Annotated in this window: 21 protein-coding genes, 2 tRNA genes and 1 pseudogene; 9 read left to right on the top strand and 15 right to left on the bottom strand. The window is 63.3% G+C overall.

The window, feature by feature from the left end:
• Positions 1-17 precede the first annotated feature (17 nt).
• On the bottom strand, positions 18-974 hold the full coding sequence (locus tag PSV33_RS10215; protein ID WP_300561210.1) for an HNH endonuclease signature motif containing protein: 957 nt from the start codon (positions 972-974) through the stop codon (positions 18-20).
• A 371-nt stretch (positions 975-1345) separates the two neighbouring features.
• Between PSV33_RS10215 and PSV33_RS10210 the strand changes: the two genes are divergently transcribed.
• Positions 1346-2263 carry a DMT family transporter gene (locus PSV33_RS10210; RefSeq protein ID WP_300561207.1) on the top strand — a complete coding sequence of 306 codons (918 nt, stop codon included), beginning with the start codon at positions 1346-1348 and terminating at the stop codon, positions 2261-2263.
• Here PSV33_RS10210 and PSV33_RS10205 read toward each other — a convergent pair.
• From PSV33_RS10205 to PSV33_RS10190, 4 genes and pseudogenes are all read right to left on the bottom strand, one after another.
• Complete coding sequence (locus PSV33_RS10205; protein ID WP_300561204.1) at positions 2260-3753, bottom strand: CYTH and CHAD domain-containing protein; 1494 nt, start codon at positions 3751-3753, stop codon at positions 2260-2262. The genes PSV33_RS10210 and PSV33_RS10205 overlap by 4 nt on opposite strands.
• 129 nt (positions 3754-3882) lie before the next feature.
• Positions 3883-4227 carry a DUF1294 domain-containing protein gene (locus PSV33_RS10200; protein ID WP_300561327.1) on the bottom strand — a complete coding sequence of 115 codons (345 nt, stop codon included), beginning with the start codon at positions 4225-4227 and terminating at the stop codon, positions 3883-3885.
• 183 nt (positions 4228-4410) lie between these two features.
• Positions 4411-4596, bottom strand: a pseudogene (locus PSV33_RS10195) (cold shock domain-containing protein); the annotation flags it as partial.
• Positions 4597-4615: 19 nt separating this feature from the next.
• Positions 4616-5536, bottom strand: coding sequence for a CoA transferase (locus tag PSV33_RS10190; RefSeq protein ID WP_300561201.1), 921 nt, complete (start codon positions 5534-5536; stop codon positions 4616-4618).
• 197 nt (positions 5537-5733) lie between these two features.
• On the opposite strand from PSV33_RS10190, the gene PSV33_RS10185 reads away from it, so the two are divergent.
• Both PSV33_RS10185 and PSV33_RS10180 read left to right on the top strand, forming a co-directional pair.
• The gene (locus tag PSV33_RS10185) at positions 5734-6303 is read left to right on the top strand and encodes a DUF2975 domain-containing protein (RefSeq protein WP_300561198.1); all 570 of its coding nucleotides are present in this window, start codon (positions 5734-5736) and stop codon (positions 6301-6303) included.
• 3 nt (positions 6304-6306) lie between these two features.
• Positions 6307-6519, top strand: a complete 213-nt coding sequence (locus PSV33_RS10180) for a helix-turn-helix transcriptional regulator (protein ID WP_300561196.1) — start codon at positions 6307-6309, stop codon at positions 6517-6519.
• 53 nt (positions 6520-6572) lie between these two features.
• Here PSV33_RS10180 and pobA read toward each other — a convergent pair whose 3' ends face one another.
• Positions 6573-7757 (bottom strand): 4-hydroxybenzoate 3-monooxygenase, encoded by a 1185-nt coding sequence (pobA, locus tag PSV33_RS10175; protein ID WP_300561194.1) that lies wholly within the window; start codon positions 7755-7757, stop codon positions 6573-6575.
• Positions 7758-7872: 115 nt separating this feature from the next.
• On the opposite strand from pobA, the gene PSV33_RS10170 reads away from it, so the two are divergent.
• Entirely contained in the window at positions 7873-8712 is an 840-nt protein-coding gene (locus PSV33_RS10170) for an IclR family transcriptional regulator C-terminal domain-containing protein (protein ID WP_300561191.1), read from the top strand.
• A gap of 15 nt (positions 8713-8727) precedes the next feature.
• Here the strand turns inward: PSV33_RS10170 and PSV33_RS10165 are convergent, their stop codons facing one another.
• The 8 genes from PSV33_RS10165 to PSV33_RS10130 form a co-directional block, all read right to left on the bottom strand.
• Complete coding sequence (locus PSV33_RS10165; protein WP_300561188.1) at positions 8728-12072, bottom strand: PAS domain-containing protein; 3345 nt, start codon at positions 12070-12072, stop codon at positions 8728-8730.
• Positions 12073-12266: 194 nt separating this feature from the next.
• Complete coding sequence (locus PSV33_RS10160; protein ID WP_300561186.1) at positions 12267-13004, bottom strand: ABC transporter ATP-binding protein; 738 nt, start codon at positions 13002-13004, stop codon at positions 12267-12269.
• Positions 13004-13753, bottom strand: coding sequence for an ABC transporter ATP-binding protein (locus PSV33_RS10155; RefSeq protein WP_300561184.1), 750 nt, complete (start codon positions 13751-13753; stop codon positions 13004-13006). Before PSV33_RS10155 ends, PSV33_RS10160 begins: the two co-directional genes overlap by 1 nt.
• A complete protein-coding gene (locus tag PSV33_RS10150) occupies positions 13746-14768 on the bottom strand; it encodes a branched-chain amino acid ABC transporter permease (RefSeq protein ID WP_300561182.1) in 1023 nt (340 codons plus the stop codon). The genes PSV33_RS10155 and PSV33_RS10150 overlap by 8 nt, the downstream gene beginning before the upstream one ends.
• Positions 14765-15628, bottom strand: coding sequence for a branched-chain amino acid ABC transporter permease (locus PSV33_RS10145; RefSeq protein ID WP_096697733.1), 864 nt, complete (start codon positions 15626-15628; stop codon positions 14765-14767). Before PSV33_RS10145 ends, PSV33_RS10150 begins: the two co-directional genes overlap by 4 nt.
• 207 nt (positions 15629-15835) lie before the next feature.
• Positions 15836-17035, bottom strand: a complete 1200-nt coding sequence (locus PSV33_RS10140; protein WP_300561180.1) for an ABC transporter substrate-binding protein — start codon at positions 17033-17035, stop codon at positions 15836-15838.
• Between the two features lie 146 nt (positions 17036-17181).
• Complete coding sequence (locus tag PSV33_RS10135; protein ID WP_300561177.1) at positions 17182-18759, bottom strand: benzoate-CoA ligase family protein; 1578 nt, start codon at positions 18757-18759, stop codon at positions 17182-17184.
• A 76-nt stretch (positions 18760-18835) separates the two neighbouring features.
• Positions 18836-19324: a flavodoxin domain-containing protein gene (locus tag PSV33_RS10130; protein ID WP_300561175.1), complete on the bottom strand. Its 489-nt coding sequence runs from the start codon at positions 19322-19324 to the stop codon at positions 18836-18838.
• Between the two features lie 100 nt (positions 19325-19424).
• On the opposite strand from PSV33_RS10130, the gene PSV33_RS10125 reads away from it, so the two are divergent.
• From PSV33_RS10125 to boxB, 3 genes are read left to right on the top strand one after another with little or no spacing between them, the layout of a single operon-like run.
• Positions 19425-20366, top strand: a complete 942-nt coding sequence (locus PSV33_RS10125; RefSeq protein ID WP_300561173.1) for a helix-turn-helix transcriptional regulator — start codon at positions 19425-19427, stop codon at positions 20364-20366.
• Between the two features lie 20 nt (positions 20367-20386).
• Positions 20387-22090 carry a 2,3-epoxybenzoyl-CoA dihydrolase gene (gene boxC, locus PSV33_RS10120; RefSeq protein WP_300561170.1) on the top strand — a complete coding sequence of 568 codons (1704 nt, stop codon included), beginning with the start codon at positions 20387-20389 and terminating at the stop codon, positions 22088-22090.
• Positions 22091-22094: 4 nt separating this feature from the next.
• The gene (gene boxB, locus PSV33_RS10115; protein WP_300561168.1) at positions 22095-23519 is read left to right on the top strand and encodes a benzoyl-CoA 2,3-epoxidase subunit BoxB; all 1425 of its coding nucleotides are present in this window, start codon (positions 22095-22097) and stop codon (positions 23517-23519) included.
• A 67-nt stretch (positions 23520-23586) separates the two neighbouring features.
• Here the strand turns inward: boxB and PSV33_RS10110 are convergent, their stop codons facing one another.
• Positions 23587-23973, bottom strand: a complete 387-nt coding sequence (locus PSV33_RS10110) for a DUF488 domain-containing protein (protein ID WP_300561167.1) — start codon at positions 23971-23973, stop codon at positions 23587-23589.
• Positions 23974-24125: 152 nt separating this feature from the next.
• On the opposite strand from PSV33_RS10110, the gene PSV33_RS10105 reads away from it, so the two are divergent.
• Positions 24126-24202, top strand: a tRNA-Pro gene (locus tag PSV33_RS10105).
• Positions 24203-24244: 42 nt separating this feature from the next.
• Positions 24245-24321: transfer RNA gene (locus PSV33_RS10100), tRNA-Arg, on the top strand.
• Positions 24322-24473 lie beyond the last annotated feature (152 nt).

Raw genomic sequence — 24473 nt, 5'->3', positions numbered from 1 at the left:
TTATTCGTGGCACGGGGTTACGGGATTTTTATAGTTTCAAGAAATATTTCCCATCGCGTTGCTAAAGACTTACGCAACGGGCCCTCATTAGCCTTTACATGAAGTGGTTTTTTATCGAAGCTGGCATATCCAGCAGCACTAACTTTGGGATGAAAATGTGCAAGAAAGGAGATTGGATCGATAGCCATCAGATGCAAATCAAACAAGGTGTGAAGGTCTGCGCGTAGCAACAGTCCATTTTGGATATGGTTATCTTTTTCTCCGAGATAAGGATGAATATGTGCCGCCTCCAATAGGTCCAAAAGCTCGCACCCTGAGACTACGCATCTGCCATACCTCTTCACTAACTTCTTTCTGAATTGACTCTGCCCCCGCCTTAGCTTTATTGCTTTCAGTATTCGGATACGTTCATCCGACATCGTTGGTTCAAACGGAGCGGGATCATGGTCGGCGTCTTCTGGCGCCAGAACCATATCGGCTGCAAATCGAGCCAAAATTTCCTGTGATTTTGGGAATTTTTTGGTCAATGTTGCTTCAATGTTTTTGAGATCTATTTCCTCTATAGAGAGTTGGTCATTCGGTCGTAATGCGGCCGCTTTGAGTACTGCCACGGGAGTCGCGTCGGGGGTCGATAAGAAGCTGTCCGCATATGTAGCTTCAAATCCGTCTACTAAATCAATTTTCTGATTGGGTGATGCAAATTCATGCCCAGCACTGCATCGCCACATAAGTAGCTTGGTTTCCCGCTTTTTCAAATCAGTGATATTGCAAACGGGACATCGAGCTCGGGTTTTCTCCATCTTGTGTGAGGCGACTCCCGTAATGCGCGCAATCCCGACAAGCGTCTTCAGGTCGCGAATGAAGACCAAGTCTCCAATCGCAAGTTGTTTGTGGTTCGGAACATTGCTATCGTAACGATAGCACCTCGTCAAGTCGTCATCTTGTCCGATGTTGCCGGCATATTTGCCGTTCATCAATTTTCAGTGCTATCAAAGACCAGCAGCGTGATTTTCTGTTCATTCCCTCTCCTTTTGGTATTGTTGAACAATCTTCTCTCAAGACTGGCTGTTGGCTATCCGCTTTTCCCCCAATAATGGCATGCTAATGCGAACGCTATGAGTAGGAAAAATTTTGACTATCATTTCCGCCATGCATCTCCAACTGTCTCCCCCTTCCGTCTAACTCGCACTGCGCCCGGCTTCGCGCCGGGCTGCGCATGCGGCCGCGCTTGTTCTGATTGACAAAGAACAACAGCGCGTGGCCATGAGTTGACGCGCCTGCCTGCATTTCTCCTTCCTGGCTGCATACAGCCTTGCAGCAGGCGCACGGATGGAGATCTTTTTTCATGAATTCCCGAACATCGGCCGCTTTGGCCTGGGGTGGCGTCCTGCTTGCGGGCGTCTTGTGGGGTGTGGGCGCTTTGGTTGCCCAGTCTGTGATGGAGGGCGGCGGCATGTCGCCGTTCAGTTTGTCTTTGGCGCGGTTTGCACTGGGTTTGCCGCTGCTGTGGTGGTGGCACTGGCGGCAGATGGCTGCCACGCCGGCCGCCGGTCAATGGCGGCACTTGCCGTGGCGGGAGAGGGCGCTGGTTGTTCTTACCGGTCTGGCGATGGCGATGAACGTGACCTGCTGGTTCATGGGCGTGGCCTATATCGGTGCTGCCTTGCCGACCGTGATTTCGATCTGCTGCGCGCCGGTGATGGTGGCGCTGCTCTCGGTGCTGCGCGGTTATGAGCGGGCCAGCGGGTTGCTGCTGTCGGCGCTGGTGTTGGCGCTGGTTGGCGTCGCGTTGATTGTGCTGCCAGCCGAAACCTTGCGTCTACCTAAGGACTACGCGGCGGGCCTGGCCTGGTCGTTCGCCTCGGCGGCCTTGTACTCGTTGGTGGTGCTGGGCAATGCACGCATGCCGGTGCATGTGCCGGCCGTCAGCGCCTCGGCCTGGGGCATGGCGGTGGCGGCGCTGCTGATGCTTGTGCTGGCCGGTGCGCAGGGCATCACCTGGCCGCGTGATGGCACGGCCTGGCTGCAGGTGGCTTATACCGGTGTGGCGACGACCTCGGTTGCCTACCTTGCTTTTGCCTGGGGCGCGCGGCGGCTGTCACCCACTGCGGCGGTGGTGGGGACGCTGATTGAACCGCTGGTGGCGGCGCTGGCGGCGGCCTGGCTGTTTGCCGAACCCTTGACGGGGCGGCAGGGCGTGGGAGCCTTGTTGCTGGGTGCTGCGATGTTGCTGTTGGCGCTGCGGCGGGCGACAGACGCCTAGTCCCAGAACGGCCGGGCCTGCCGGGCCAACAGGTCGCAGGCCTGCTGGCAAGACTGCACATGCACCTCGCGGCGCGCGCTGAGCCAGCCTGCGCCGAACAGGGCGCGCGGATCGTGACCTGACAGGCCTTGCCAGACCTGCAGCGCCGCCACTTCGTCGTGGTAGGTGCCCAGCGCGTCCTGCAGCGGCTTGAGGGCCGCCAGGTAGGCGCCGGCCTTGCGCCTGGCAAACAGAGGTTGTGCGAACTCGGCCAGGTAACGCAGGCGTTTGAGGCGCTTGCGCAGCGCGTGTTGTTCGGCTTCGGGCAGGGCCGTGAATTGTTGGCCCTGCGTCAGCACCTGCTTGTGCAGCTTGATGAGGCGCTTGCGCAGGAATTTTTTAGGCGATGTGTCGTCGGGCGCAGACGCGCCCTCGGCGGCGGCGGCGTGAACAAAACCGATCAGGCCCAGCAGCGCCTGCTGGAAAGCCGGCGAGCGTACCGACTCGGCGGTGCCAGGCAGGGCGCCCAGTGTGTCCTGCCAGTCCAGCGCCGGCCCGCCAGCGGCTTCGATCTGCGTCTGCAGCTTGCCGAGCAGGTAGTCGCGGTCGCGGTGCTGGCCCAGCGCGCGGAACACGCTGGCCAGCGCCGCCTTCCATACATCGCCCTGATCGCCCCAGCCGCCAGCGAGGGCGCCTAGTTCCTGCAGCGCGGTGCGCAGCCGGCGCAGACCGACGCGCAATTGGTGGATGTTCTCCTGGTCGCTGCAACCGCCGGCCACGTCGCTGGTATTGGCCAGCACCTGGTCCAGGCAGGCGGCCACCACGGCGGCGGCCACCTCGCGGCCCGAGGCTTGGCGCAAAAAACGCGGCGCTTCGGCGCCCACGGCCGCGCCGAAGTCCTGGCCCAGGGCCAGGCGCTGGCCCTTCTGGGACTTGCTCACGCTGCTGAGCCACAGGCCATGCCTGGCGCACCAGCCGGCGGCCAATGCGACAGCGCCAGCGGCCCTGCCCTGCTTGAGCTCGAGCTCCAGCTCGCGCACTGGCAGCGTTTTGTCGCCGGCGGCAATGTGGCCCTGGTCCAGCGCCAGCTCGACCAGCGCGCCGCTCGCCCGCACGGTTCGCGTGAGGCGAACGATGTCGGTGGCGTAGACCAGGGTCAGATCGGGCGCCGCCGCGTCGGGCTGGTGCTTCAGGGCCTGGCGGATGCGCTCGCCCACGGGCGTGCCGTCGTGGCGTGACAGCTCGGGCAGGGCTTCGGTCCGGCTGCCCAGCGTGACGTTGTGTTCCAGCCGCTCCAGCGGCCGATGGCCCGGGGCCTTGGCGGTCTGCACCCAGTGCCGGCCTTCTTTGCGCAGGCGCAGCACCACGCCCTGCGCCGCCAGGGCACCGTCTGCCGTGTCGAAGTAACGTGCCCGCAGGCGCTGGGTGCGTGTCATGCCGCGACGCAGCGCCGCTTCCACCGAAGCGAGCCGGGCGGGCGGGATTTCAAGCTTGAGTTCGAACTCGGTCATGGTGGGGCCTAGGCAGGGCGGTGCCCCCATCCTACGCGCCCTGTTGTCATGCAACGCAGGCCCTGGGTGATGCCTCCTGTTTTATGAAGCCATATTGGCTTCCAGCCCTTATGGATAGAGCGCAAGCAGCTATATATTTAATAGCATCCGGCGGAGTGATTCGCGACCTGCCCAGGCTGCCAGAGCCATGAAGTGGACTGCCACACTTGCCCAGTAGGTCGCGCGGAACGATGCCTTGCTGGATTTGTGGCGCAGCAGTTGCTGGGCGAACCAGGCTCCGGGCCAGCCGCCCAGCAGGCTGAACAGGTGCAGCGTGTTTTCTGCCGTGCGCCAGCGACCCTGTTGCGCTGCGTATTTGTCGAGCCAGTAAACGAAGAAGGTCACGAGGTTCAACAGCAGCGCGGCGGGCAGCACCAGCAGCGGAAGTCGGCCTGCCCACACGCCCCAGGTGAGCAGTGCGCCCCAGGTCAGCAAGAGCAGCAGCAGAGGGCCGGCGGGCGCCGATGGAGAGGGTGTGCGCGAATGGCGCGGGTTTTGTAGTGGCTTGCCATGGGCCGTGGGGGTGCGACGGCTTGCTGGCGGAGCTGGCTGGCGTGCGCGAGATGCTGGCAACGATCGCCCGGGTGCATGGCCTCTGTGATCTGTCGTCTGCACGGCCATGGCGCGTGGGCCCTTGCCACCCACGTGTACTTCCTCGAAGCTCACAGCCAAGCCTTCGCGCGGAGGAAGTGCACCCTGAAAGTCCTGCTTGTGGAAAAACACATCGTTCCCGGACGCTGGGCTGCGGATGAAACCGAAGCCGCGTGCTGCATCCCAGCGCGCGACCGTTCCCTGTTTTCTCATGTACTGCCCAGTTGCTGAATCAAGCGACCAGCGTATGCAACGGAATATCTTTCTCCGCTGCCAGCTGGTCCAGTTGCGCACGGGTTTGTGTGAGCATGAAAGCCGCTATCGCCTGATGCGTGGCGGGCGCGAACATGGCCTGGATGGTTGCCGCTTCCACACCTGCGGCGGCGCACAGGGCGGCGGCAAAGTGCGGCTCCAGCGCGGCCACGGCCACGCGGCCGTCCCGGCAGGGGTAGACGCGGTAGCCGGCATGTGCACCGCCGACCGAACCGCTGGGTTGCGTCAGGCCCCATTGGCGCGGCAGCGCCAGGTAGGCCGCTGCGTCGGACAGGGCCACTTCGATGAAGGCTCCGCGCGGATGCGGGTCACCCGATCCGGCATACGGCTCCTGCCGCTGCAGCGCCGCCTGCAGCACAGCTTCGCTCGCCATCAGCGAGCCGCTCATGTCGGCGTACAGCGTGGCGGGCAGCTCCAGCCCGGGCACCAGGCCGTTGTCGGCGAGGTAGGTCAGGTCGTGGCCGGGTTCCTCGGCGCGGGCGCCGGGCGCGCCGACGATGGCGACATGCGACAACGCGGGGTAGAGCGTGTGGATTTTTTTCCAGCCCAGGCCGAGCTTGTCGATCGCCGAAGGACGGAAGGAGGTGAGCAGCACGTCTGTTTTTTCAAGTTCGCGGTGCAGCGCCTTCTGGCCGGCGTCGGTTTTCAGGTCGGCCGTCAGCACTTTCACGCCTTCATGCAGTTGCGCGTAGGCCGGCTTGTTGTACAGACCCATGGGGTCGCCCGAGGGCGGCTCGAGCTTGATGCAGGTGGCGCCCATCTGCCGGCAACGCATCAGCGCGGCCGGGCCCGGCAGGTTGAGTGCCAGGCTCAGGATGCGGATGCCCTGCAGGGCCTGCAGGGGAGGGGTTTTGGCAGAGGCAGAGAAAGAAGAAGACATCGGGGTGGTGGAGGGTCGGGAGGAAAAGTGGTGCTGAAGCGCGGTGCTGAAACGTCCGGGTGCACTTGACCTTACCAGACTTTCTGGCCGGGGAGATGATGACGTTATTTGGTAAAAATCAATGTTTTACAGATAAAAATTATTGTATTACAGATAATTAAAGCCATAATACTTGCCACACGACACAGGAGTCACCCATGAAAAATGCATTCGCCGCAAGCACCCTGGCACGCCCTGACGTGCAACGCCTGAACAGTGCCTTTGCCTGGGTTTGCGCCCTGTTGGCCGTGGCCTTGCCGCTGGCCGTGCTCTACCAGCTGGTGACCACCTCGACAGAGGGTTTGTTGCTCCGATCGGGCGTCAGCCTGACGGCGCTGCAGGCAGCCATGCTGGACGTGGAGCTGTGGCAGCGCATGCTGGTGGTGGTGCTGGGCATGGTGCCGGTGTGTTGCGCGTCCTACGGGCTGGTCTGCGCCATGCGCTGCTTTTCGGGCTTTTCCCAGAGCGAGTATTTCAGCCTGCGCAATGTGCGTTACCTGCGCGGTTTCGCTGCGGGTGTTTTCGCCTCGGTGGTGGCGGGGTTTTTTGGCTCCATGGCGATCAGCGTGCTGTTGACCCTGGGCGCACCGGCTGGCCAGCGCGCCCTGTCCCTCGGTCTGGGCAGCAACGAGCTGCTGACGCTGCTGTTTGCCGGCATGGTGTGGCAGATCTCTGCAGTCATGGCCAAGGCCGTGGCCCTGGCGGAAGAAAACGCCCAGTTCGTCTAGCCCGTGGGCATCGTCGTCAAACTCGACGTGATGCTGTCGCAGCGCAAGGCCAGGTCCAAGGACCTGGCTGCCTACGTCGGCATCACGCAAGCCAACCTGTCACTGCTCAAGCAGGGCAAGGTCAGGGGTGTGCGTTTCGATACCTTGCAAAAGATCTGCGAGTTTCTCGACTGCCAACCCGGCGACCTGCTGGTGCATGAGGCGGATGGCCCCTGACAGGGGTCCGTCAGACTGTCCGACCGTCATACCGTGACCCCGACAGACCGGCCTCAGTTGCCGAAATCGAGCGGCAGGCCGACGTAGTTTTCGGCGACCGAGCGGGCCCCCGCTTCCGAGTGGACGATGTAGTCCAGCTCAGCGTCCTGCAGCTTCTGGCCGATCGGACCGTTTTCCGGGAAGTGGTGCATCAGGCTGGTGAACCACCATGAAAAACGCTCGGCGCGCCAGATGCGCCGCAGGCAGCGCCCGGAGTAGGTGTCGATGCCGGCTTCGCTCTTGTCGGCGTAAAACTCGATCAATGCAGCCGACAGGTATTTCACATCGGTGGCTGCCAGGTTCAGGCCCTTGGCACCGGTGGGTGGCACGATGTGGGCGGCATCCCCGGCCAGGAACATGCGTCCGAAACGCATGGGTTCGGCCACGAAGCTGCGCAGCGGGGCGATGCTTTTTTCGATCGAGGGGCCGGTGACGAGTTTGTCGCGGCCGTTCGCGTCCAGGCGCAGGCGCAGCTCGTTCCAGAAGGCGTCGTCCGACCAGGCTTCAACCTTGTCGGTCAGTGGCACCTGCAGGTAGTAGCGGCTGCGCGTGGCGCTGCGCTGCGAACACAGCGCAAAGCCGCGTGTGCTGTTCACATAGATGAGTTCGTGGTGCACCGGCGGGGTGTCGGAAAGCACACCCAGCCAGCCGAAGGGGTAGACCTTTTCATACTCGGTCACCGCGCCCTGGGGCACGCTGGCGCGGCACACGCCGTGAAAGCCGTCGCAGCCGGCGATGAAGTCGCACTCAATTTCATGCGTCTGGCCGTCTTTTTCGTAAGTCACGCGCGGCTTCCTTGTGTCGAAGTCGTGCACGGCCACGTTGCCGGCTTCGTAAATCGTGGGCAAGCCGGCCGCCTGACGCGCATCCATCAGGTCGCGGGTGACTTCGGTCTGTCCGTAAACCATGACGTTCTTGCCGCCGGTCAGGCCGTTCATGTCGATGCGGTGGCGCTCGCCCTTGAACAACATGTCGAAACCGCCGTGTACCAGGCCTTCCTGGTGCATGCGCTGGCCAACGCCGGCTTCGTCGAGCAGGTCCATGCTGACCTGCTCGAGCACGCCGGCGCGGATCCGGCCCAGCACGTAGTCGCCGCTCTGGCGCTCGACGATCACCGCGGCTATGCCGGCCTTGTGCAGCAACTGGCCGAGCAGCAGGCCGGAGGGGCCTGCACCGATGATGGCAACCTGAGTACGCATGTCTGTCTCCACTTCGTTTGGGCTAACCGGCAAGCGTAGGCCTTGCCCTTGCCCGCGACCAGACGGGCGCGCGGACGGTGCACGATCTGCAGGCGGTTTGTGCGATGATCGCGCAATGAGCAGAAATTCCCCACCCGCCGGGCCGATGGGCGCGGTCCTCCAGACCAGCCGGCCGATTGCCAGGGCCGACATGATCGAAGGCATGGCCAAGGGCATGGCGGTGCTTGAGAGTTTTGACACGCAGCGCCAGCGCCTGAACGCCACGCTGGCCGCTGAACGCGCCGGCCTCACACGCGCCGCCGCGCGCCGCCACCTGCTGACGCTGGCGCACCTGGGTTACCTGGAGACCGACGGCAGCTATTTCTGGCTGGCACCCAAGGTGCTGCGTTTTTCAGGCAGTTATCTGGCATCGGCACGGCTGCCGCGCGCCGTTCAGCCCACGCTGAACCGGCTGGCGGCGCAGACCCAGGAGTCCTTTTCGGCCGGGGTGCTCGACGGCGACGAGGTGGTGATCGTCGGGCGCAGCGGCTACGAATGGAAAAACGGAACCGGAGGCGCGGTACGCGTGCTGGCCTACGGCCTGCATCTGGGTGCGCGCCTGCCGGCCCACGCCACCTCCACGGGGCGGGTGCTGCTGGCCGCCAAACCCAAAACCGGCCTGACGCAGTGGCTCAAGGGCCGGACCTTGCCGCGCCTGACCACCCGCACCATCATCGACGTCAAGCAGTTTCGCGCGGTGATCGAACAGGTTCGCGTCGACGATTGCTGCCTGGCGGTGGAAGAACACGAGCTTGGTGTGCATGCGCTCGCGGTACCGCTGCGCAACATGCAGGGCAAGACAGTGGCTGCGCTTAACGTTGTTGCGTCGCCGCAGCGCCTGAGCGCCCAGCAGATGCAGCGTGATCTGCTGCCGCTGCTTTTCGACGCAGCCAGGGAACTGCGGCCGCTGATGTAGCAGCCCGGCAGGGCGTCATGCGGAGGTTGGCAAGGTGAAGAAGAAAGTCGCACCCTGGTCCGGCGCCGACTCGGCCCAGATGCGGCCGCCATGGCGTGAAATCACCCGCGCGACCGTGGCCAGACCGATGCCGGTGCCGGCGTACTCGGCGACGTCGTGCAGGCGCTGGAAGGTGCCGAAAAGTTTGTCGGCATAGGCCATGTCAAAGCCGGCGCCGTTGTCGCGCACAAAGAAGGCGCCGCGCGGTGACAGCCGGCCTACTGAAATTTCGGCATTGGAGCAGCGAGCGCTGAATTTCCAGGCATTGCCCAGCAGGTTTTCCATGACGGCTTGCAGCAGCCGGCTGTCGCCATGCACCAGCAGGCCTGGCTCGACGCTGTACACCACATGGCGCGACAGGTCGGCGGACTGCAGGCGTGCGAGGATTTCGGAGCTGATGGCGCTGAGGTCCACCGGTTCGTGCTGCACCTCCTGCCTGGTCACATGAGCCAGGGACAGCAGACCCTCGATCAGGTGGCCCATCCTGTCGACGCCGGCCTGGATACGTGCCAGGTAGTGCTGAACCCTGGGGCTTGCCTGGTCCCGGAGTTCCTTGAGCAGCAGGCGACTGAAACCGTCCACCGTGGTCAGCGGCGAGCGCAGATCGTGGGATACCGAGTAGGAGAACGCTTCCAGTTCCGCGTTCGACAGCCGCAGGGCGGTCTCGGTCGCCTTGATTTCAGTGATGTCCACATCAATGCCGACCCAGAACATCTCTTCGCCGGTCTCGTTGAACACCGGTGAGACGCGGTAGGACATGAGGCGGTAGCTGCCGTCCGGCGTGCGAAGGCGCCGTGTTCCGGCGTGGGGCATGCGTGTCTGGCGGTGGTTCTGCCATGTCTCAAGCATGCCCGGCAAATCGTCCGGATGCACCAGACCCATCCAGGCCGTACCGTGCCAGTCGGGCGGCGCGCCACCGAAAAGTTCGTACCAGGCCTGGCTGACGAAGGTGGCATTGCCGTCAGGATCAATCGTCCAGATCGGGTATGGCGCCTGCTCGGCCAACGCCCCGAGCAGTGCTTTCTGACGGGACAATTCGCTTGTGCGCTGGGCGATTTTTTCCTCCAGGCCGCTGTTGAACTCCTGGACCTGGGCCAGCAGCTTGACGTTGTCGATCGCGATCAGGGCCAGTTCGGCGAGTTCCGTGGCAACGTATTCGTCCTGCCGGGTGAAGTCGCCCTCGAGTTTGTCCGACAGCTGTAGCAGGCCGACCTTGCTGCCGTCCCGTCCGGTGAGCGGCACGGCAAGCCAGCCGCGCATGGGCGGGTGCTGGTCAGCATAGGCGCGGAAAGTGCGCCAGCGTGTATGGGCCTGGAACTCGGCCTGCGTCATGCGCAGGGGTCCATGGGTGTTGTCAATGGCAGCGGAGATGCCACTGCCATCGGACAATGCAGCCAGATGACGGTAATCCGCGTATTTGTCAGACAACGACAGCGCGGTGATGGTCTGGCCCTTTTCTGGGCCGCGACGCAGGCTGATAAGCGCCTGATGGGCGCCGATGATGCTGCGCGCCTGCTCCGCCACTTCCTGCATGACCGCATCCAGCGTGTGGTGCTGGGTGATGGCCTGAGCCGCCTCTGCGGCACGCTGCAGGGTTTGCAGATGGGCCTGAAGTTCATGTTCGGCCTTGACGCGTTCGGTGACATCCTGCAGTGCCCCCTGCATGCGGACGATGGTGCCGTGGCTGTCCCGGACGGCCTGGCCCATCGAGCGAACCCAGATGTGCCGGCCGGTGCCGGTCACCATTTCCACCTCGACATCGAAAGACGCGCCGCTTTCCACGCATTCCTGAGCCACCCGGGTGGCCAGCGGCCGTGACTGTTCTGTGCAGAGCTCGATCGCAGACCTCAGGGTCGGGGTGCTGCCCAGGGGTTGCTCCAGGATCAACAAGGCTTCATCCGACCAGTGAAGCCGCATCTTGGGCAACTCCAGCGCCCAGCCGCCGAGCCGGGACAGCTGGCCTGCCATGCGCAGCAGCGCGGTCTGTGCATGCAGCGCCCCTTCGGCCTGTTTCAGGTCGTCAATGTCGGTGGACGTGCCGTACCAGGAGACGATGTGGCCGTGCGGGTCGCGGTTGGGGATCACGCGTGCCAGTTGCCAGCGGTAGCTGCCGTCGCCGCACAGCAGGCGGTGCTCGTTGTGCACGGGCTGGCCGGAATCGATGGCGAAGCGGAAGTCGTTCGCGGTTCGTTCGAGGTCGTCTGGATGGACACGGGTGAACCAGCCGCCACCCATTGCGGCATCTACCGGCTGCGCGGTGACCTGGGTCCACTGGTCATTGACGAAAACCATGTAACCCTTGGCATCGGTGATAAACACGACTTGCGGCATGGCCTGGGCCAACTGACGAAAGCGCAACCGGGTGCGTGCCTGCTGCCGGGAATACCGGTAGAGCAGCATCGACATCAGCGCCACCGTCGCCGCGGCTGCCAGCCAGATCAGCCAGGCCAGCGTGGCAAACCGTCTCCAGGGCGCCAGCACGTCGTCATAGGGAGAACCGGCGTAGATCACCAACTCGGGATAAGCGTCGATGACGCGGTAGGCGATGATACGGACGCGTGCATCAATCGCGCTGGTGGTCTGATAGACGCCCTGCGAGCTCCGGGGGAGATGCTCGGAAAACAGGGGTAGATCGGGAAAGGTCTTGCCCATGGTTGCGTCGTCCATCGGACTGCGCATCATCAGCACCCCGTCGCGGCGGAACAGCGCAATCGCGCCGCCGGCGCCCAGGTCCACCCCGCGCCAGAGTCTGTCGAAGTAGGGCGGCTCCACCGCGGCCACGATGACGCCCGCGAAGACGCCGTTCGCTGCCCGCAAGGGCCTGGACGCGCTGATCAGCCAGGTGCCCGTGGAGCGGCTGCGCACCGGGGTGCTGATGTGAAACCCGGCCGAAGGACGTTGCTGGTAGATCTGGAAATATTCGCGATCGGCCACCTTGACACCCATGTTGCCAAGGTCCGAGTCGAAAACGATGCGGCCACCGGCATCGACCACCCAGATGGCTCGCACGTAGGGCAAGCCGCTTAGCTGCTCGCGCAGCATGGCGCGCGCCGAGTGTTCATCCAGCCGTTTTTCTTCCTGCAATGCCAGCAGCCGGTTGGCCGCCAGTTGCAGCCGCTGGTCCACCGTCTGGAAGGACCGGCCGGTTTGTTCCTCGATCACCTGCACCAGGGACTGGTTCAGCTTTTCCCCGGCGCGCACGGCTTCGCCGCGAAGGTAAAAGAGTGCGATGGCCACCGCGCAGGCGGAAACAACCATCAGGCCGCCGGTCACCCAGGCAATCGGACGGCCGATCGAGTCCTGTGCAGAGTCTGCATGCATCCGGGATTGCCGGAGCGGCGCACCAACTTGCCAGGGCCAACGCATGCATCCAGCCTTTCAGAGGGCCGGTCAGGATGCCCGGCGTAAGACCATGATGCCATGCAGGTCGAACTTTGTCGATTCTGTCCGGCCCTTGCTGCGCCGGGACCGGTGACGCCCGCTTCGTTGGGTGGCGCGCTCCCGGTGTCGGCGTGTCAGACGCCCAGGTATTGCGTGAGGAGCTCCGGCTGCGCCTGAAGGTCGGCCGAGCTGCCTTCGAACACCACTTCGCCCTTGACCAGGATGATGTTGCGGTCGGTGATCTGGGTGACGTGTTTCCAGTTCTTGTCGACGATGACGCTGCTGATGCCGCTCTCGCGGATCACGCCGCAGATGCGCCAGATTTCGCGTGCGATCAGCGGTGCCAGGCCTTCGGTGGCTTCGTCGAGGATCAGCACGTCGGGGTTGGTCATCAGCGCGCGGCCTATCGTGAGCATTTGCTGCTCGCCGCCGCTGAGTTGCTGGCCGCCGTGGCCGAGTCGCTCTTTCAGCCGGGGGAAGGTCTCCAGCACCCGTTCGTAGGTCCAGTCGTGCCTTCTGCCCACGCCGTCTGCGGCGCTGCCCGGTCTGCCGGCGCGCGCGGCCATCTTGAGGTTCTCGACCACGCTGAGGTTGCCGAAGATGCCGCGGCCCTCGGGCACATAGGCAATGCCGAGCTGGGAAATTTCGTAGGGCGCCCGGCCCAGCATCGCCTGGCCCATGATGTCCAGGCTGCCCGCGCGCGGCCTGACCAGGCCCATGATGCTTTTGAGCAGGGTGCTTTTGCCCATGCCGTTGCGGCCCATCAGGCCGATGGTCTCGCCGCGCGCCACGGAAAAGTCGATGCCGCGCAGGATATGGCTGGCGCCGTAGTAGGTGTGGATGCCTTTGGCATCAATCAGCAGGTCGGCCATCAGTGTTCCTCGCCCAGATAGGCCGCCTGCACGCCGGCGTCGGCCCGGATCTCTGCCGGCGTGCCGCTGGCAATCACCTGGCCGTTGACCATCACGGTCAGCCGGTCGGCCAGCGTGAAGACGGCGTCCATGTCGTGTTCGACCAGCAGGATGCCGTGGTCGGTCTTGAGTCTGAGCAGCAGCGCCACCATGCGTTCGGCCTCGGCCACGCCCATGCCGGCCAATGGCTCGTCGAGCAGCAGTACCTGCGGCTCGGTGGCCAGCGTCATGGCTATTTCAAGCTGGCGCTGTTCGCCATGGCTGGTGGCGCCGGCGATCGCCTGTTTTCGATTTTCCAGGCCGGAAAGCTCAATAGCCCTTTCAGCGCGATCGTTGACTGCTCTCAAATGAGTAGCGCGGCTGAGCCACTGCAGCGCATGCGGCTGGCGCGACTGCGCGGCCAGGCGGACGTTTTCCCAGACGGTGAAGGGCAGGAAGATATTGGTTTTCTGGTAGCTGCGGCCCAGGCCCTGGCGCGAGATTTTTTCCGGGTTCCAGCCGGTGATGTCACGGTCGCCCAGCCGCACCGAGCCCGAGCTGGGCGGCAGATCGCCGGACAGCAGGTTGGTCAGCGTCGATTTGCCGGCGCCGTTGGGGCCAATCACCGCGTGGATCTGCTTGCGGTGCAGGTCCAGCGACACGTCGTTGACCGCCGCCAGGCCGCCGAAACGTTTGGTCAGATGTTGGGCAGAAAGCAGAACCTCACTCATCGCCAGCCCCCCGACGCTTGCCGAAGCGCTCGACCAGGCCCAGGATGCCGCGCGGCGCAAACGTCACCAGCAGCACGATGAACAGGCCCATCCAGAGCTGCCAGTGTTTGCCGAGGTTCACCGTGCCGACGGTGGGCAGGTCCTTGAAGACATGCAGCAGGTATTCGAAGGCAAAGGCGCCGACAATTGCGCCGGCGAAGTTGCCCATGCCGCCCAGGATGACCATCATGATGGCGTGTGCGCTCATGTGAAAACCCATGAGTTCGGGGTTGATGTACCCGGTTTGTGTACCCCACAGGTAGCCCGCCAGGCCGGCCAGCGCGCCGGCCAGGGTGAAGGCCGTGAGTTTGTAGCGAAAGGTGCCGAAACCCATGGCCCGCATGCGGTGTTCGTTGACACGGATGCCGGCCAGAGCGCGACCAAACGGGCTCCACAGCAGCCGGCGCAGGAAGGCGTAGACCACCAGCAGCACGGCCAGGGTGAAGTAGTAGAGCGTGCGCTTGTTTTCCAGGTCCCACCACGCCGCAGGCGTCCAGCCGAACAGCGAGACATCGGGCTTGAAGTTGATGTACAGGCCGTCGGAGCCGCCCAGTACCTTGTTGTCGAAGAACAGGAAGAAAATCATCTGCGCGAAGGCCATGGTCACCATGATGAAGTAGATGCCATGTGTGCGGACGACAAAAAAGCCGATGATCAGCGCGCCGAGCGCTGAGGCCAGCACCGCCAGCGGCAGGGTCCACCACAGACTGACGGCCTCGCCCTGGGGCATCAGGAAAGCAAGCGCATAACCGGCCAGGCCGAAGTAAGCCGCATGGCCCAGCGACACCAGGCCAGTGACACCTTGCAGCAGGTCCAGGCTCATGGCAAAAATCGCCATGATCATCATGCGGGTGACCATCTGAACGTAGAAGTCGGTGCCGGTGAACGGAAACGCGACCAGCGCGATCAGGCCCAGGGCCAGCGCCACCTGCACGCCACGCGGCAGGACTTCGAGATTGGCTTTGGCCGCGCTCATTGCTTGAACAATCCTTCAGGTTTCCACAAAAGTACAGCGGCCATCAACATATAGACCAGCATGCCTGCCACCTGTGGCAGCAGCACCTTGCCGAAGGTGTCAACCAGGCCCACCAGCAGCGCAGAGATCAGGGCGCCGCGCACCGAGCCGATGCCGCCGATCACCACCACCACAAAACACATGATGAGCACCTGCGAGCCCATGTTGGGGTAGACGCTGGCAATCGGCGCGGCGATCATGCCGGCCACCGCGGCCAGCGTCACGCCGAGGGCAAACACCACGGCGTGAATCAGCTTGATGTTGATGCCCAGGGCACCGGCCATGTCGCGGTTGAAGGCGCCGGCGCGGATCTTCATGCCGAGCCGGGTTTTTGAAATCAGGAGGTACAGGCCGACGGCCAGCGCAATACATACGCCGGACATGAACAGCCGGTAGACCGGGTAGGACAGGTTCTCGGTCAGCGGGATGGAGGCGCTGAGCAGCTCGGGAATCGGCACACCATGGACGTCGTCGCCCCAGACAATGGAACGCAGCTCTTCAAAGATGTAGATCAGGCCGAAGGTCAGCAACACCTGGTCGAGGTGGTCGCGCTGGTAGAAGTGGCGAAACAGCAGCCACTCCAGCGCAAGGCCAAAAATCGCCGACAGCACGGCCCCGCCGAGGATGGCCAGGGTCAGGCTGCCGAAATAGGCACTGAGCGACCAGGCCAGGTAAGCGCCCAGCATGTAGAAGCTGCCGTGGGCGAGATTGACCACGCCCATGATGCCGAAGATCAGCGTCAGGCCAGCAGCCAGCATGAACAGCAGCAGGCCGTACTGGACGCTGTTGAGCAGCTGGATGAGAAAGTTGGCGAGATCCATCGGGGTGTTGTGGGTTCAGGGGAAAAGATGCATCCAGAGCGTGTGGCAACGCAAGCTCTGTACCAAGAAAATGGAAGGTCCGAGAACCTGCCGGTGCTTCCCTGAGGCCGTATGCCAGCCGGGGCCACGGAACCGGCGTTCCCGGGCCGCAGGCGCAGCGGCCCCCGCGGGGGCAGGGCGCTGCACGCAGTGAGCAACCGTGGGGGCTCAACCCATTTTGCAGCCGGCGCCCGAGTCGGCCAGCGCCTTGGCGGCCACGCCGATCACCTTGTTTTCCTTGTTTTCGACCTGGCGCAGGTAGATGTCCTGCACCGGGTTGTGGGCTTTGCTCATGGTCCACTTGCCGCGCGGGCTGTCGATCACGGCGGACTCCATCGCCTTGTACAGGGCAGGCTTGGCTGTAAGGTCACCCTTGACGGCATTGGCGCCCTGGATCAGCAGCAGGCCGGTGTCGTAACCCTGCACGGCGTAGACGTCAGGCTGGCTGCGGTAGGCGGTGGCATAGGCCAGGCGGAAGGCCTTGTTGCGCGGCGTGTCCAGCGAGTCGCTGTAGTGCATGGTGGTGATGATGCCGTCGGCCGCGGGGCCGGCGGCGTCCAGCACACCTTCGGTCAGAAAGCCCGATCCGTACAGCGGAATCTTGCCTTTGAGGCCGGCCGCGGCATAGTCGCGGATGAACTTGGCAGCGCCACCACCGGCAAAGAAGCAGGCCACGGCGTCGGGCTTGAGGGCGGCGATTTCGGTCAGCAGGGCCTGGAACTCGACGTTGGGGAAGGGCAGGCCCAGTTCCTTGATGATGGTGCCGCCTGCCGCGGTGTAACTTTCCTTGAAGCCTTCAAAGGCCTCGTCCCCGGCCGCGTATTTCCAGGTGATCCAGACGGCTTTTTTGTGGCCGCGGGCGACCATGGCCTGGCCCAGCGCGCGGGTGGGCTGGGAGTTGCTGAAGGAAGTGCGAAAAACGTTGGGTGCGCACAGGCTGCGGGTGGCGGCATGCACGCCGGCGTTCGGGATCAGGCTCAGCACGCCGGAGTCGCGTGCCACTTTCTGGATGCCCATCTGCACGCCAGAGTGCACCGTGCCGACCAGCACGTCGACCTTGTCGCGCTGCACCAGCTTGCTGGCGTTTTCAACGCCCTTGGAAGGCTCTGACTCGTCGTCCACCTTGAAGTACTCGATCTCGCGCCCGCCGAGTTTGCCGCCCTGCTGGTCGATGGCGAGGCGAAAACCATTTTCAATCGCCACGCCGAGCTGCGCGAAGGTGCCGGTGTAGGGCAGCATGAAACCCACGCGCACCTTGCCCGATTGCGCCCGCGCCATCTGGGGGAGCAGCAGGCCGGTGGAGGCGGCGCCGATGACGGCAGCACTCTGGCTCAGGATCAAACGACGTGAAGGAAGGCGTGAGGTCATGGATAACTCCTGGTTGGAACGGAAGGGCAGGCGCCGGAAGGCTTCAATGGTAATGGCGGTCGGCGCCTGACACCCTAGTGAAAAACCCGAGATTGAAGATTAAATTGTTTATACCTAAAGCTATTACCCTGCCAACCCCCGTGCACTCAAGCGGTGCCCTGGCGCAGCTTGAAGCGCTGGATCTTGCCGGTGGCGGTTTTCGGCAGCTCGTCCACAAACTCCACCCAGCGCGGGTACTTGTAGGGCGCCAGTTGCTGCTTGACGTGGGCCTTGAGGTCGTCGGCCGATGCGGTCTGCCCCTTCTTGAGCACCACAAAGGCCTTGGGTTTGACCAGCTGGTCGGCGTCGGCCAGACCGACCACCGCCACTTCCAGCACCGCCGGATGTGTCATCAGGGACGCTTCCACCTCGAAAGGCGAGACGTAGATGCCGCCGACCTTGAGCATGTCGTCGGTGCGGCCGCTGTAGGTGTAGTAGCCGTCGGCGTCCACCGTGTATTTGTCGCCGCTGCGTGTCCACTCGCCGGCAAACGTGGCTTTGGTCCTGGCGCGGCTGTTCCAGTACATCAGTGCCGAACTCGGACCGCTGATCTGCAGCTCGCCGATCTCGCCGACGCTGCAGTCACGGCCGTCATCACCGACGATGCGCAGCGCATAACCGGGCACGGCCTTGCCTGTGCTGCCGTAACGCACGTCGCCGGGGCGGTTGCTCAGGAAAATGTGCAGCATCTCGGTGGAACCGATGCCGTCGAGGATGTCGCAGCCGTATTCGGCCGCCCATTTGTTGCCAATGCCGGCCGGCAGGGCCTCGCCGGCGCTGGTGCAGACGCGCAGGTTCATCTCGCTCCTTGGCGGTCGCGCCGGGTCCGCCAGCAGGGCGGCGTACAGCGTGGGCACACCGTAGAAAATGGTGGGCTGGTGCTCTTTCAGGATGCGGAAGACCTCGGCCGGGGTGGGGCGGGCCGGCAACAGGATGGCCGTGGCGCCCACGCTCATCGGAAAGGTCAGGCCATTGCCCAGTCCATAGGCGAAAAACAGCTTGGCGGCGGAGTAGACCACGTCGGTCGCCTGGATGCCCAGCACGCCGCGGCCATACAGCTCGGCGGTCTGGATCAGGTGGCTGTGCAGGTGCACCGTGCCCTTGGGCGTGCCGGTGGAACCACTCGAATACAGCCAGAAGCAGGCGTCGTCGGCACAGGTGGGCGCTACTGTTTTAGTAGCTGCTTGCGCAAGCACCATCTGGGCCAGAGCCGTATTTGATGATGAATCGTCGCCGGCCGTGATCACCGTGCGCAAGGTCGGGATCTGGCCGATCAGCGGTTCGAACGCCGGCAGCAGGGCTTTGGAGACGATCAGGCCCTGGGCGCGTGAGTCGCGCAGCATGAAGTCGAAGTCGGGCGTGGTCAGCAGGGTGTTGGCGGCTACCGGGACCACACCGGCCAGGATGCAACCGAGGAAAGCCACCGGCCATTCCGGGGTGTCCAGCATGGCCAGCAGGACGCGGCTCTCGGGCGCGAAGCCCTGGGCCCGCAGCGCGTTGGCAAAACGGTGCGCCTGCTCGTCGAGTTCGCCATAACTCAGGGTGGCGCCGCTGATGGCGTCGATGAAAGCCGGCTTCCCGGGGTGGCCGGTATTGCGCGCCAGCAGGTCATGGGCGGCGTTGTAGTCGCGGGGGATGTCGACACGCGGGGGGCTCAGCGAGTGGTCGGCGCGGCTCAGGTTCATGGGGTCTCCGGATGCTCTCGTTTTTATAGCTGCCTGCGCCCGCTGCTATTGGGCTGGAGGCCAATTTCATTGAAACTCAGGCGGTTTCGGCGCTGGAGGCGCTGCTCAGCGCCAGCGCCAGCCACTCGCGGCACCAGGCGGCGCCCTCGGTTTCCGGCAGGGTGCCGGCGCTGGCGTCGTGGCACCAGACTTCACCGATGCGCTGAGCGCCCAGGCCCTGCAGGCGCTCGTCAAATTTCTTGCCGCCGAAACAGAAGGTCTGCAGGTAAGTGCGGTCGCCGAGGGCAATCACGCCGTAACGCACATGGCCCAGAAATTTGGGTTGGGCATCGAGTGAGTCATACAGCTGCCGGGCGTTGTCGGGGACATCGCCCTGGCCGTAGGTGGAAGAGCAGATGAGATATATCGCATCTTCATCCGGGGTGCTGTCGAAAACGCTGATATCCAGACCGTCCATCAGCTGCACCTCGATATCACTGACGAGATCGGCACAATCCATCTGGATGGCCTGGGCCACATAGTCGGCCGTACTGGTCATGGTGCCCACGAGAATTTTGAGTTTCATCAGTGATCTCCAAAAAATATGCAATAAACTGCTTGACAAGCGTTTGACCTGAAGTATAGTGCAATATTGATCCAGCGCAAACTTTTTTCAAATAATGCAGATGTCCAAGCTCGAAACCCTGTCCGAACAGGCGAACAAGGCGACGCTCGTCGAGCTGGGCGCCCGCGTGCGGGCCTGGCGCGCCCGCCGTGGCATGACGCGCAAGGCGCTGGCGAGCGATTCCGGTCTGAGCGAGCGTTTCCTGGCCGATGTCGAAAGCGGCAAGGGCAATGTCTCGATCAATTCACTGGAAGCCGCGGCGCGCGCGCTGAACATCTCCATTCTCGAACTGCTGCAGGACGCTCCCCGCCCGGCGCTGGCCCGTGTCCAGGGGCTGCTGGGCCGGCTCGACGACACGCAGCTCGACCAGGCCTACGCGCTGCTCGGCAGCACGTTCGGCCTGAGCGATGCGCTGGGCCGCGAGCAGCGCATTGCCCTGATCGGCCTGCGCGGAGCGGGCAAGTCCACCTTGGGCCTGAAACTGGCCACCGAGCGCGGCGTGCCTTTTGTCGAACTCGACCGTGAGATCGAACGCGAAGCCGGCACCAGCATGAATGAAATCCTGCTGCTGCACGGGCAGGCGGGCTACCGCCGCTATGAGCGTCGTGCGTTGTTCCGCATTGCCGAGGACCATGCCGACGGCGTCGTCATGACGACCGGCGGCAGCATCGTCAGCGAGCGTGAAACCTTTGACCTGCTGCAAAGCCGCTTTTACTGTGTCTGGCTCAAGGCCAGCCCGGAAGAACACATGGCACGCGTGGTGGCGCAGGGCGACATGCGGCCTTTTCATGCCACCCGCGGCGCCACGGACGAGGCCATGGAAGACCTGCGCCGCATCCTGGCCAGCCGCGAAGCACTGTATGCCCGCGCCGACGCGGTGGTGGACACCGCCGCCCGAACCCTCAAACAAAGCCTGAAAGACCTGGAGCGCGCTGTTCCGCAAACTACCGTTCGGGCTGAGCCTGTCGAAGCCCTTCGACAAGCTCAGGGCGAACGGTCCTAACCCCATAACAGGAGACCACGATGAATGCCATGACAGAACCGCTGTTGTTCAAGCAGGTGATTGAAGGCCAGGAGCGCGAGCTCGTGAGTTTCGCCACCCATCCCACCAAATACCAGCACTGGACGCTGAGCGTGGAGGGCGACGTGGCGCGCCTGAAGCTCGACATCAACGAGGACGGCGGCATCAAGCCCGGTTACAAGCTCAAGCTCAACAGCTACGACCTCGGCGTGGACATCGAGCTGCACGACGCGATCAACCGCATCCGTTTCGAGCATCCGACTGTCAAGGTGGTGGTGTTCGAGTCTGGCAAGGAAAAGATCTGGTGTTCGGGCGCCAACATCTACATGCTGGGGCTGTCCACGCACGGCTGGAAGGTCAACTTCTGCAAGTTCACCAACGAAACCCGCAACGGCCTGGAAGACTCCTCGCGCCATGACGGCCTGAAAGCCATCGCTGCCGTGACCGGCGCCTGCGCCGGCGGCGGCTACGAGCTGGCCCTGGCCTGCGACCGCATCGTGATGGTGGACGACCGTTCCAGCACCGTGAGCCTGCCCGAGGTGCCGCTGCTCGGCGTGTTGCCCGGCACCGGCGGCCTGACCCGCGTGACCGACAAACGCAAGGTGCGGCGCGACCTGGCCGACATCTTCTGCACCACCAGCGAAGGCGTGCGCGCCGACCGCGCCAAAGACTGGAAGCTGATCGACGCTTACGCCAAGCCGCAGCAGTTCAGCGCCTTGCTTGCTACTGAAATAGAAGCGCTCCGCACCCAGTCCACAAGGGCTGCAGCCTCAAAAGGCATTGAACTGACGCCACTGAAGGTGCTCATCGACGATGCCGGCTACCACTACAGCGTGGTCGACGCCCAGGTGGACCGCGAAAAGCGCATCGCCACCATCACCGTCAAGGCGCCGGCTGCCGCGATCGAATCCACACCCGAAACGATGGAGGCTGCCGGCGCCAGCTGGTACCCGCTCAAGCTGCAGCGCGAACTTGACGACGCCATCCTCAACCTGCGCACCAACGAACTCGAAGTCGGCACCTGGGTCATCAAGACGACCGGTGATGCCGGCCAGGTGATACGCATGGACGAGGTACTGGCCAAATTGAAGGACCACTGGCTGGTGAAGGAAACGACGGGCGCGCTGCGTCGCACGCTGGCGCGCCTTGACGTGACCAGCCGCTCGCTGATTGCGCTGGTTGACGCCGGTTCCTGTTTTGCCGGAACCTTCTACGAGCTCGCCCTGGCCTGCGACCGCATCTACATGCTGGACCTGCCTGATTCGCCCGACGCGGCACCCACGCTGCAACTGAGTCCTGCCAACTTTGGCTGGTTTCCGGCCGTCAATCACCTGACGCGGCTGCAGACCCGGTTTTATGAGGACGATGCCACCATCGCGCAACTGGAAAAACTCGGCGACAGCAAGCTGCGCGCCGACCAGGCGCTCGAACTGGGCCTGGTGACCCTGAGCCCCGACGACATCGACTGGGATGACGAGATCCGCATCATGCTGGAAGAACGTGCCTCGATGTCGCCCGATGCCATGACCGGCATGGAAGCCTCGCTGCGTTTCCCGGGCAAGGAAACCATGGAGACACGTGTGTTCGGCCGCCTCAGCGCCTGGCAGAACTGGATTTTCATCCGTCCGAATGCGGTCGGTGAAGACGGCGCGCTGAAACTTTTTGGGACCGGAAAAAAAGCGAAATTTGACTGGAAAAGGATTTAACACCATGAGCACCATTGACCTGCAAGCCCTGATCCCCAACAACGTCAACCTCGGCGAGAACCGCCAGCTGCAGCGTGCGCTCGAGCACTGGCAGCCGGCCTTCATGAGCTGGTGGGACGAGATGGGCCCTAGCGACTTCAACGCGAAAGAGGTTTACCTGCGCACCGCTGTCGGTGTCGATGCCTCCGGCTGGGCCAGCTACGGCTACACCCCCATGCCCGACTACCGCTGGGGCATCTTTCTGGCCGACCAGGAAGAAAACCGCAAGATCGGTTTTGGCGACCACATGGGCGAAGACGTCTGGCAGGAAGTGCCGGGCGAGTACCGCAGCGCCTTCCGCCGCCTGATCGTCACGCAAGGCGACACCGAGCCGGCTTCGGTTGAGCAGCAGCGCCTGCTGGGCCACACCGCGCCCAGCCTGTACGACCTGCGCAATCTGTTCCAGGTCAACGTCGAGGAAGGCCGGCACCTGTGGGCCATGGTCTACCTGCTGCATGCCCACTTCGGCCGCGATGGCCGTGAGGAAGCCGAAGAGCTCTTGACCCGCCACAGCGGCGACGCGGACAAGCCACGCATCCTGGGCACCTTTAACGAACCCATGGACAACTGGTTGAGTTTCTTCATGTTCACCTACTTCACCGACCGCGACGGCAAGTTCCAGCTCAAGAGCTTTGCCGAAAGCGCCTTCGATCCGCTGGCGCGTACCACGCGTTTCATGCTGACGGAAGAAGCGCACCACATGTTTGTCGGCGAGACCGGCATTGGCCGCGTGATCAAGCGGACGCTGGAAGTGATGAAGGAGCTGGACACCGACAACGTGGACACCCTGCGCAAGGCCGGCGTGATCGATCTTCCGACGATTCAGAAATTCATGAACTTCTGGTTCACCTCCTCGCTGGACCTGTTCGGCTCGGAAGCTTCGTCGAACGCCGCCAACTACTTCAGCAACGGCATCAAGGGTCGGCCCGACGAAGCCAAGTTTGCCGACCACGTCGAACGCGACAGCGAAATGACCATCCAGGTGCCGGACGGCAAGGGCGGTTTGAAGAACGAAACGATTTCCACCCGCAACGGCATGAACGAAATCACGCGCCTGGAATACGTGAAGGACTGCAATGTCGGCGTGACCCGCTGGAACATGGCGATCAAGCGTGCCGGTGTGGACTTTGAGCTCAGCTTGCCCAACACGCGTTTCCGGCGCAGCGTGGGTGCCTGGGCCGGCATGCACACCGATCCGCAAGGTAACCCGCTCGGCGAAGCCGAGTTCAACGCCCGAAAGGACGAGTGGCTGCCCAACGACGCTGACAAGACCTTCATTCACAGCCTGATGCACCGCGTGACCGAACCCGGCAAGATGGCAGGCTGGATTGCCCCGCCGGATCGCGGCATCAATGCCAATGCGGTCGAGTACGAATACGTCAAACTCTGAACTTCCGGCGCAGGCCTGATGAACAAAGCCCCGAACGCGGTCGCCGCTTCGGGGCTTTTTTGATGCGTCAGCTGATCAGGGCGCCGTGTTCCTTCAGCAGATCCCGCAACAGGGAGCGGTGGCAGCGCGTCTCGTTCTCGCAATAACAGCCGACTGCAAAATTCGACTGGTGCGAGAGCGCTGCCAGCAGGTCGAGGTTGCGGCTGGCATCGGGCTCATTCATTTCGGCACGGTACTTCCTGCCGAAAGCCGCCCAGTCCTTGTCGGATTCGACGGATTGGCCGAGCTTCATGGTCTCCGCGCTGGGGGCGAGGTTGGGGTACCAGACGTCGTACCAGTCCTGCGCGGCGAATTCACTCTTGGGTACGCCGCGTGGTGGCCGCCGTACCGTGCCTATGCGCAAACCTTCACCCGCCTGCCGGGGCGTGCCCAGCCTCACGATGCGTATGCCCATGGGAGCCTCCTGTGTGGACGGTTTGTCAGGGGTGCCATTGTGAAACCTTTTGTGCTGCTCTGACCGGCACCGGCCCTTGCCGGGCCGTCTCTGCAAATAAACGGAGTGAGACGCAAAGTAGGGCCATGTTCGGGCTATAATATTTGACTAGTCGGAGTGTGGCGCAGTCTGGTAGCGCACCTGGTTTGGGACCAGGGGGTCCAAGGTTCGAATCCTTGTACTCCGACCAAGAATCCAATGAAAAAGCTCACTCTGTGGGCTTTTTTCATATCTGCCCGTAGCTCAGTTGGATAGAGCATCAGCCTTCTAAGCTGAGGGTCGGGGGTTCGATCCCCTCCGGGCAGACCAATGCTCCATGCATTGCGTCCTCCAACCCTCCCCATTTTTCCGTGTTCTGACCATCCCTGGCGCCGCCTTGTTGCCGTGCGCGGTGTTTGGCGCGCTCATGCGTTGCGAAATCACGTCGGTTTGCCCGACCGTCGGGAAATGGAAATAAGCCC

The organism is Polaromonas sp., assembly GCF_029945895.1.
Classification (GTDB): Bacteria; Pseudomonadota; Gammaproteobacteria; order Burkholderiales; family Burkholderiaceae_C; genus Polaromonas.
This window is presented reverse-complemented; position numbering and strand designations above follow the sequence as displayed.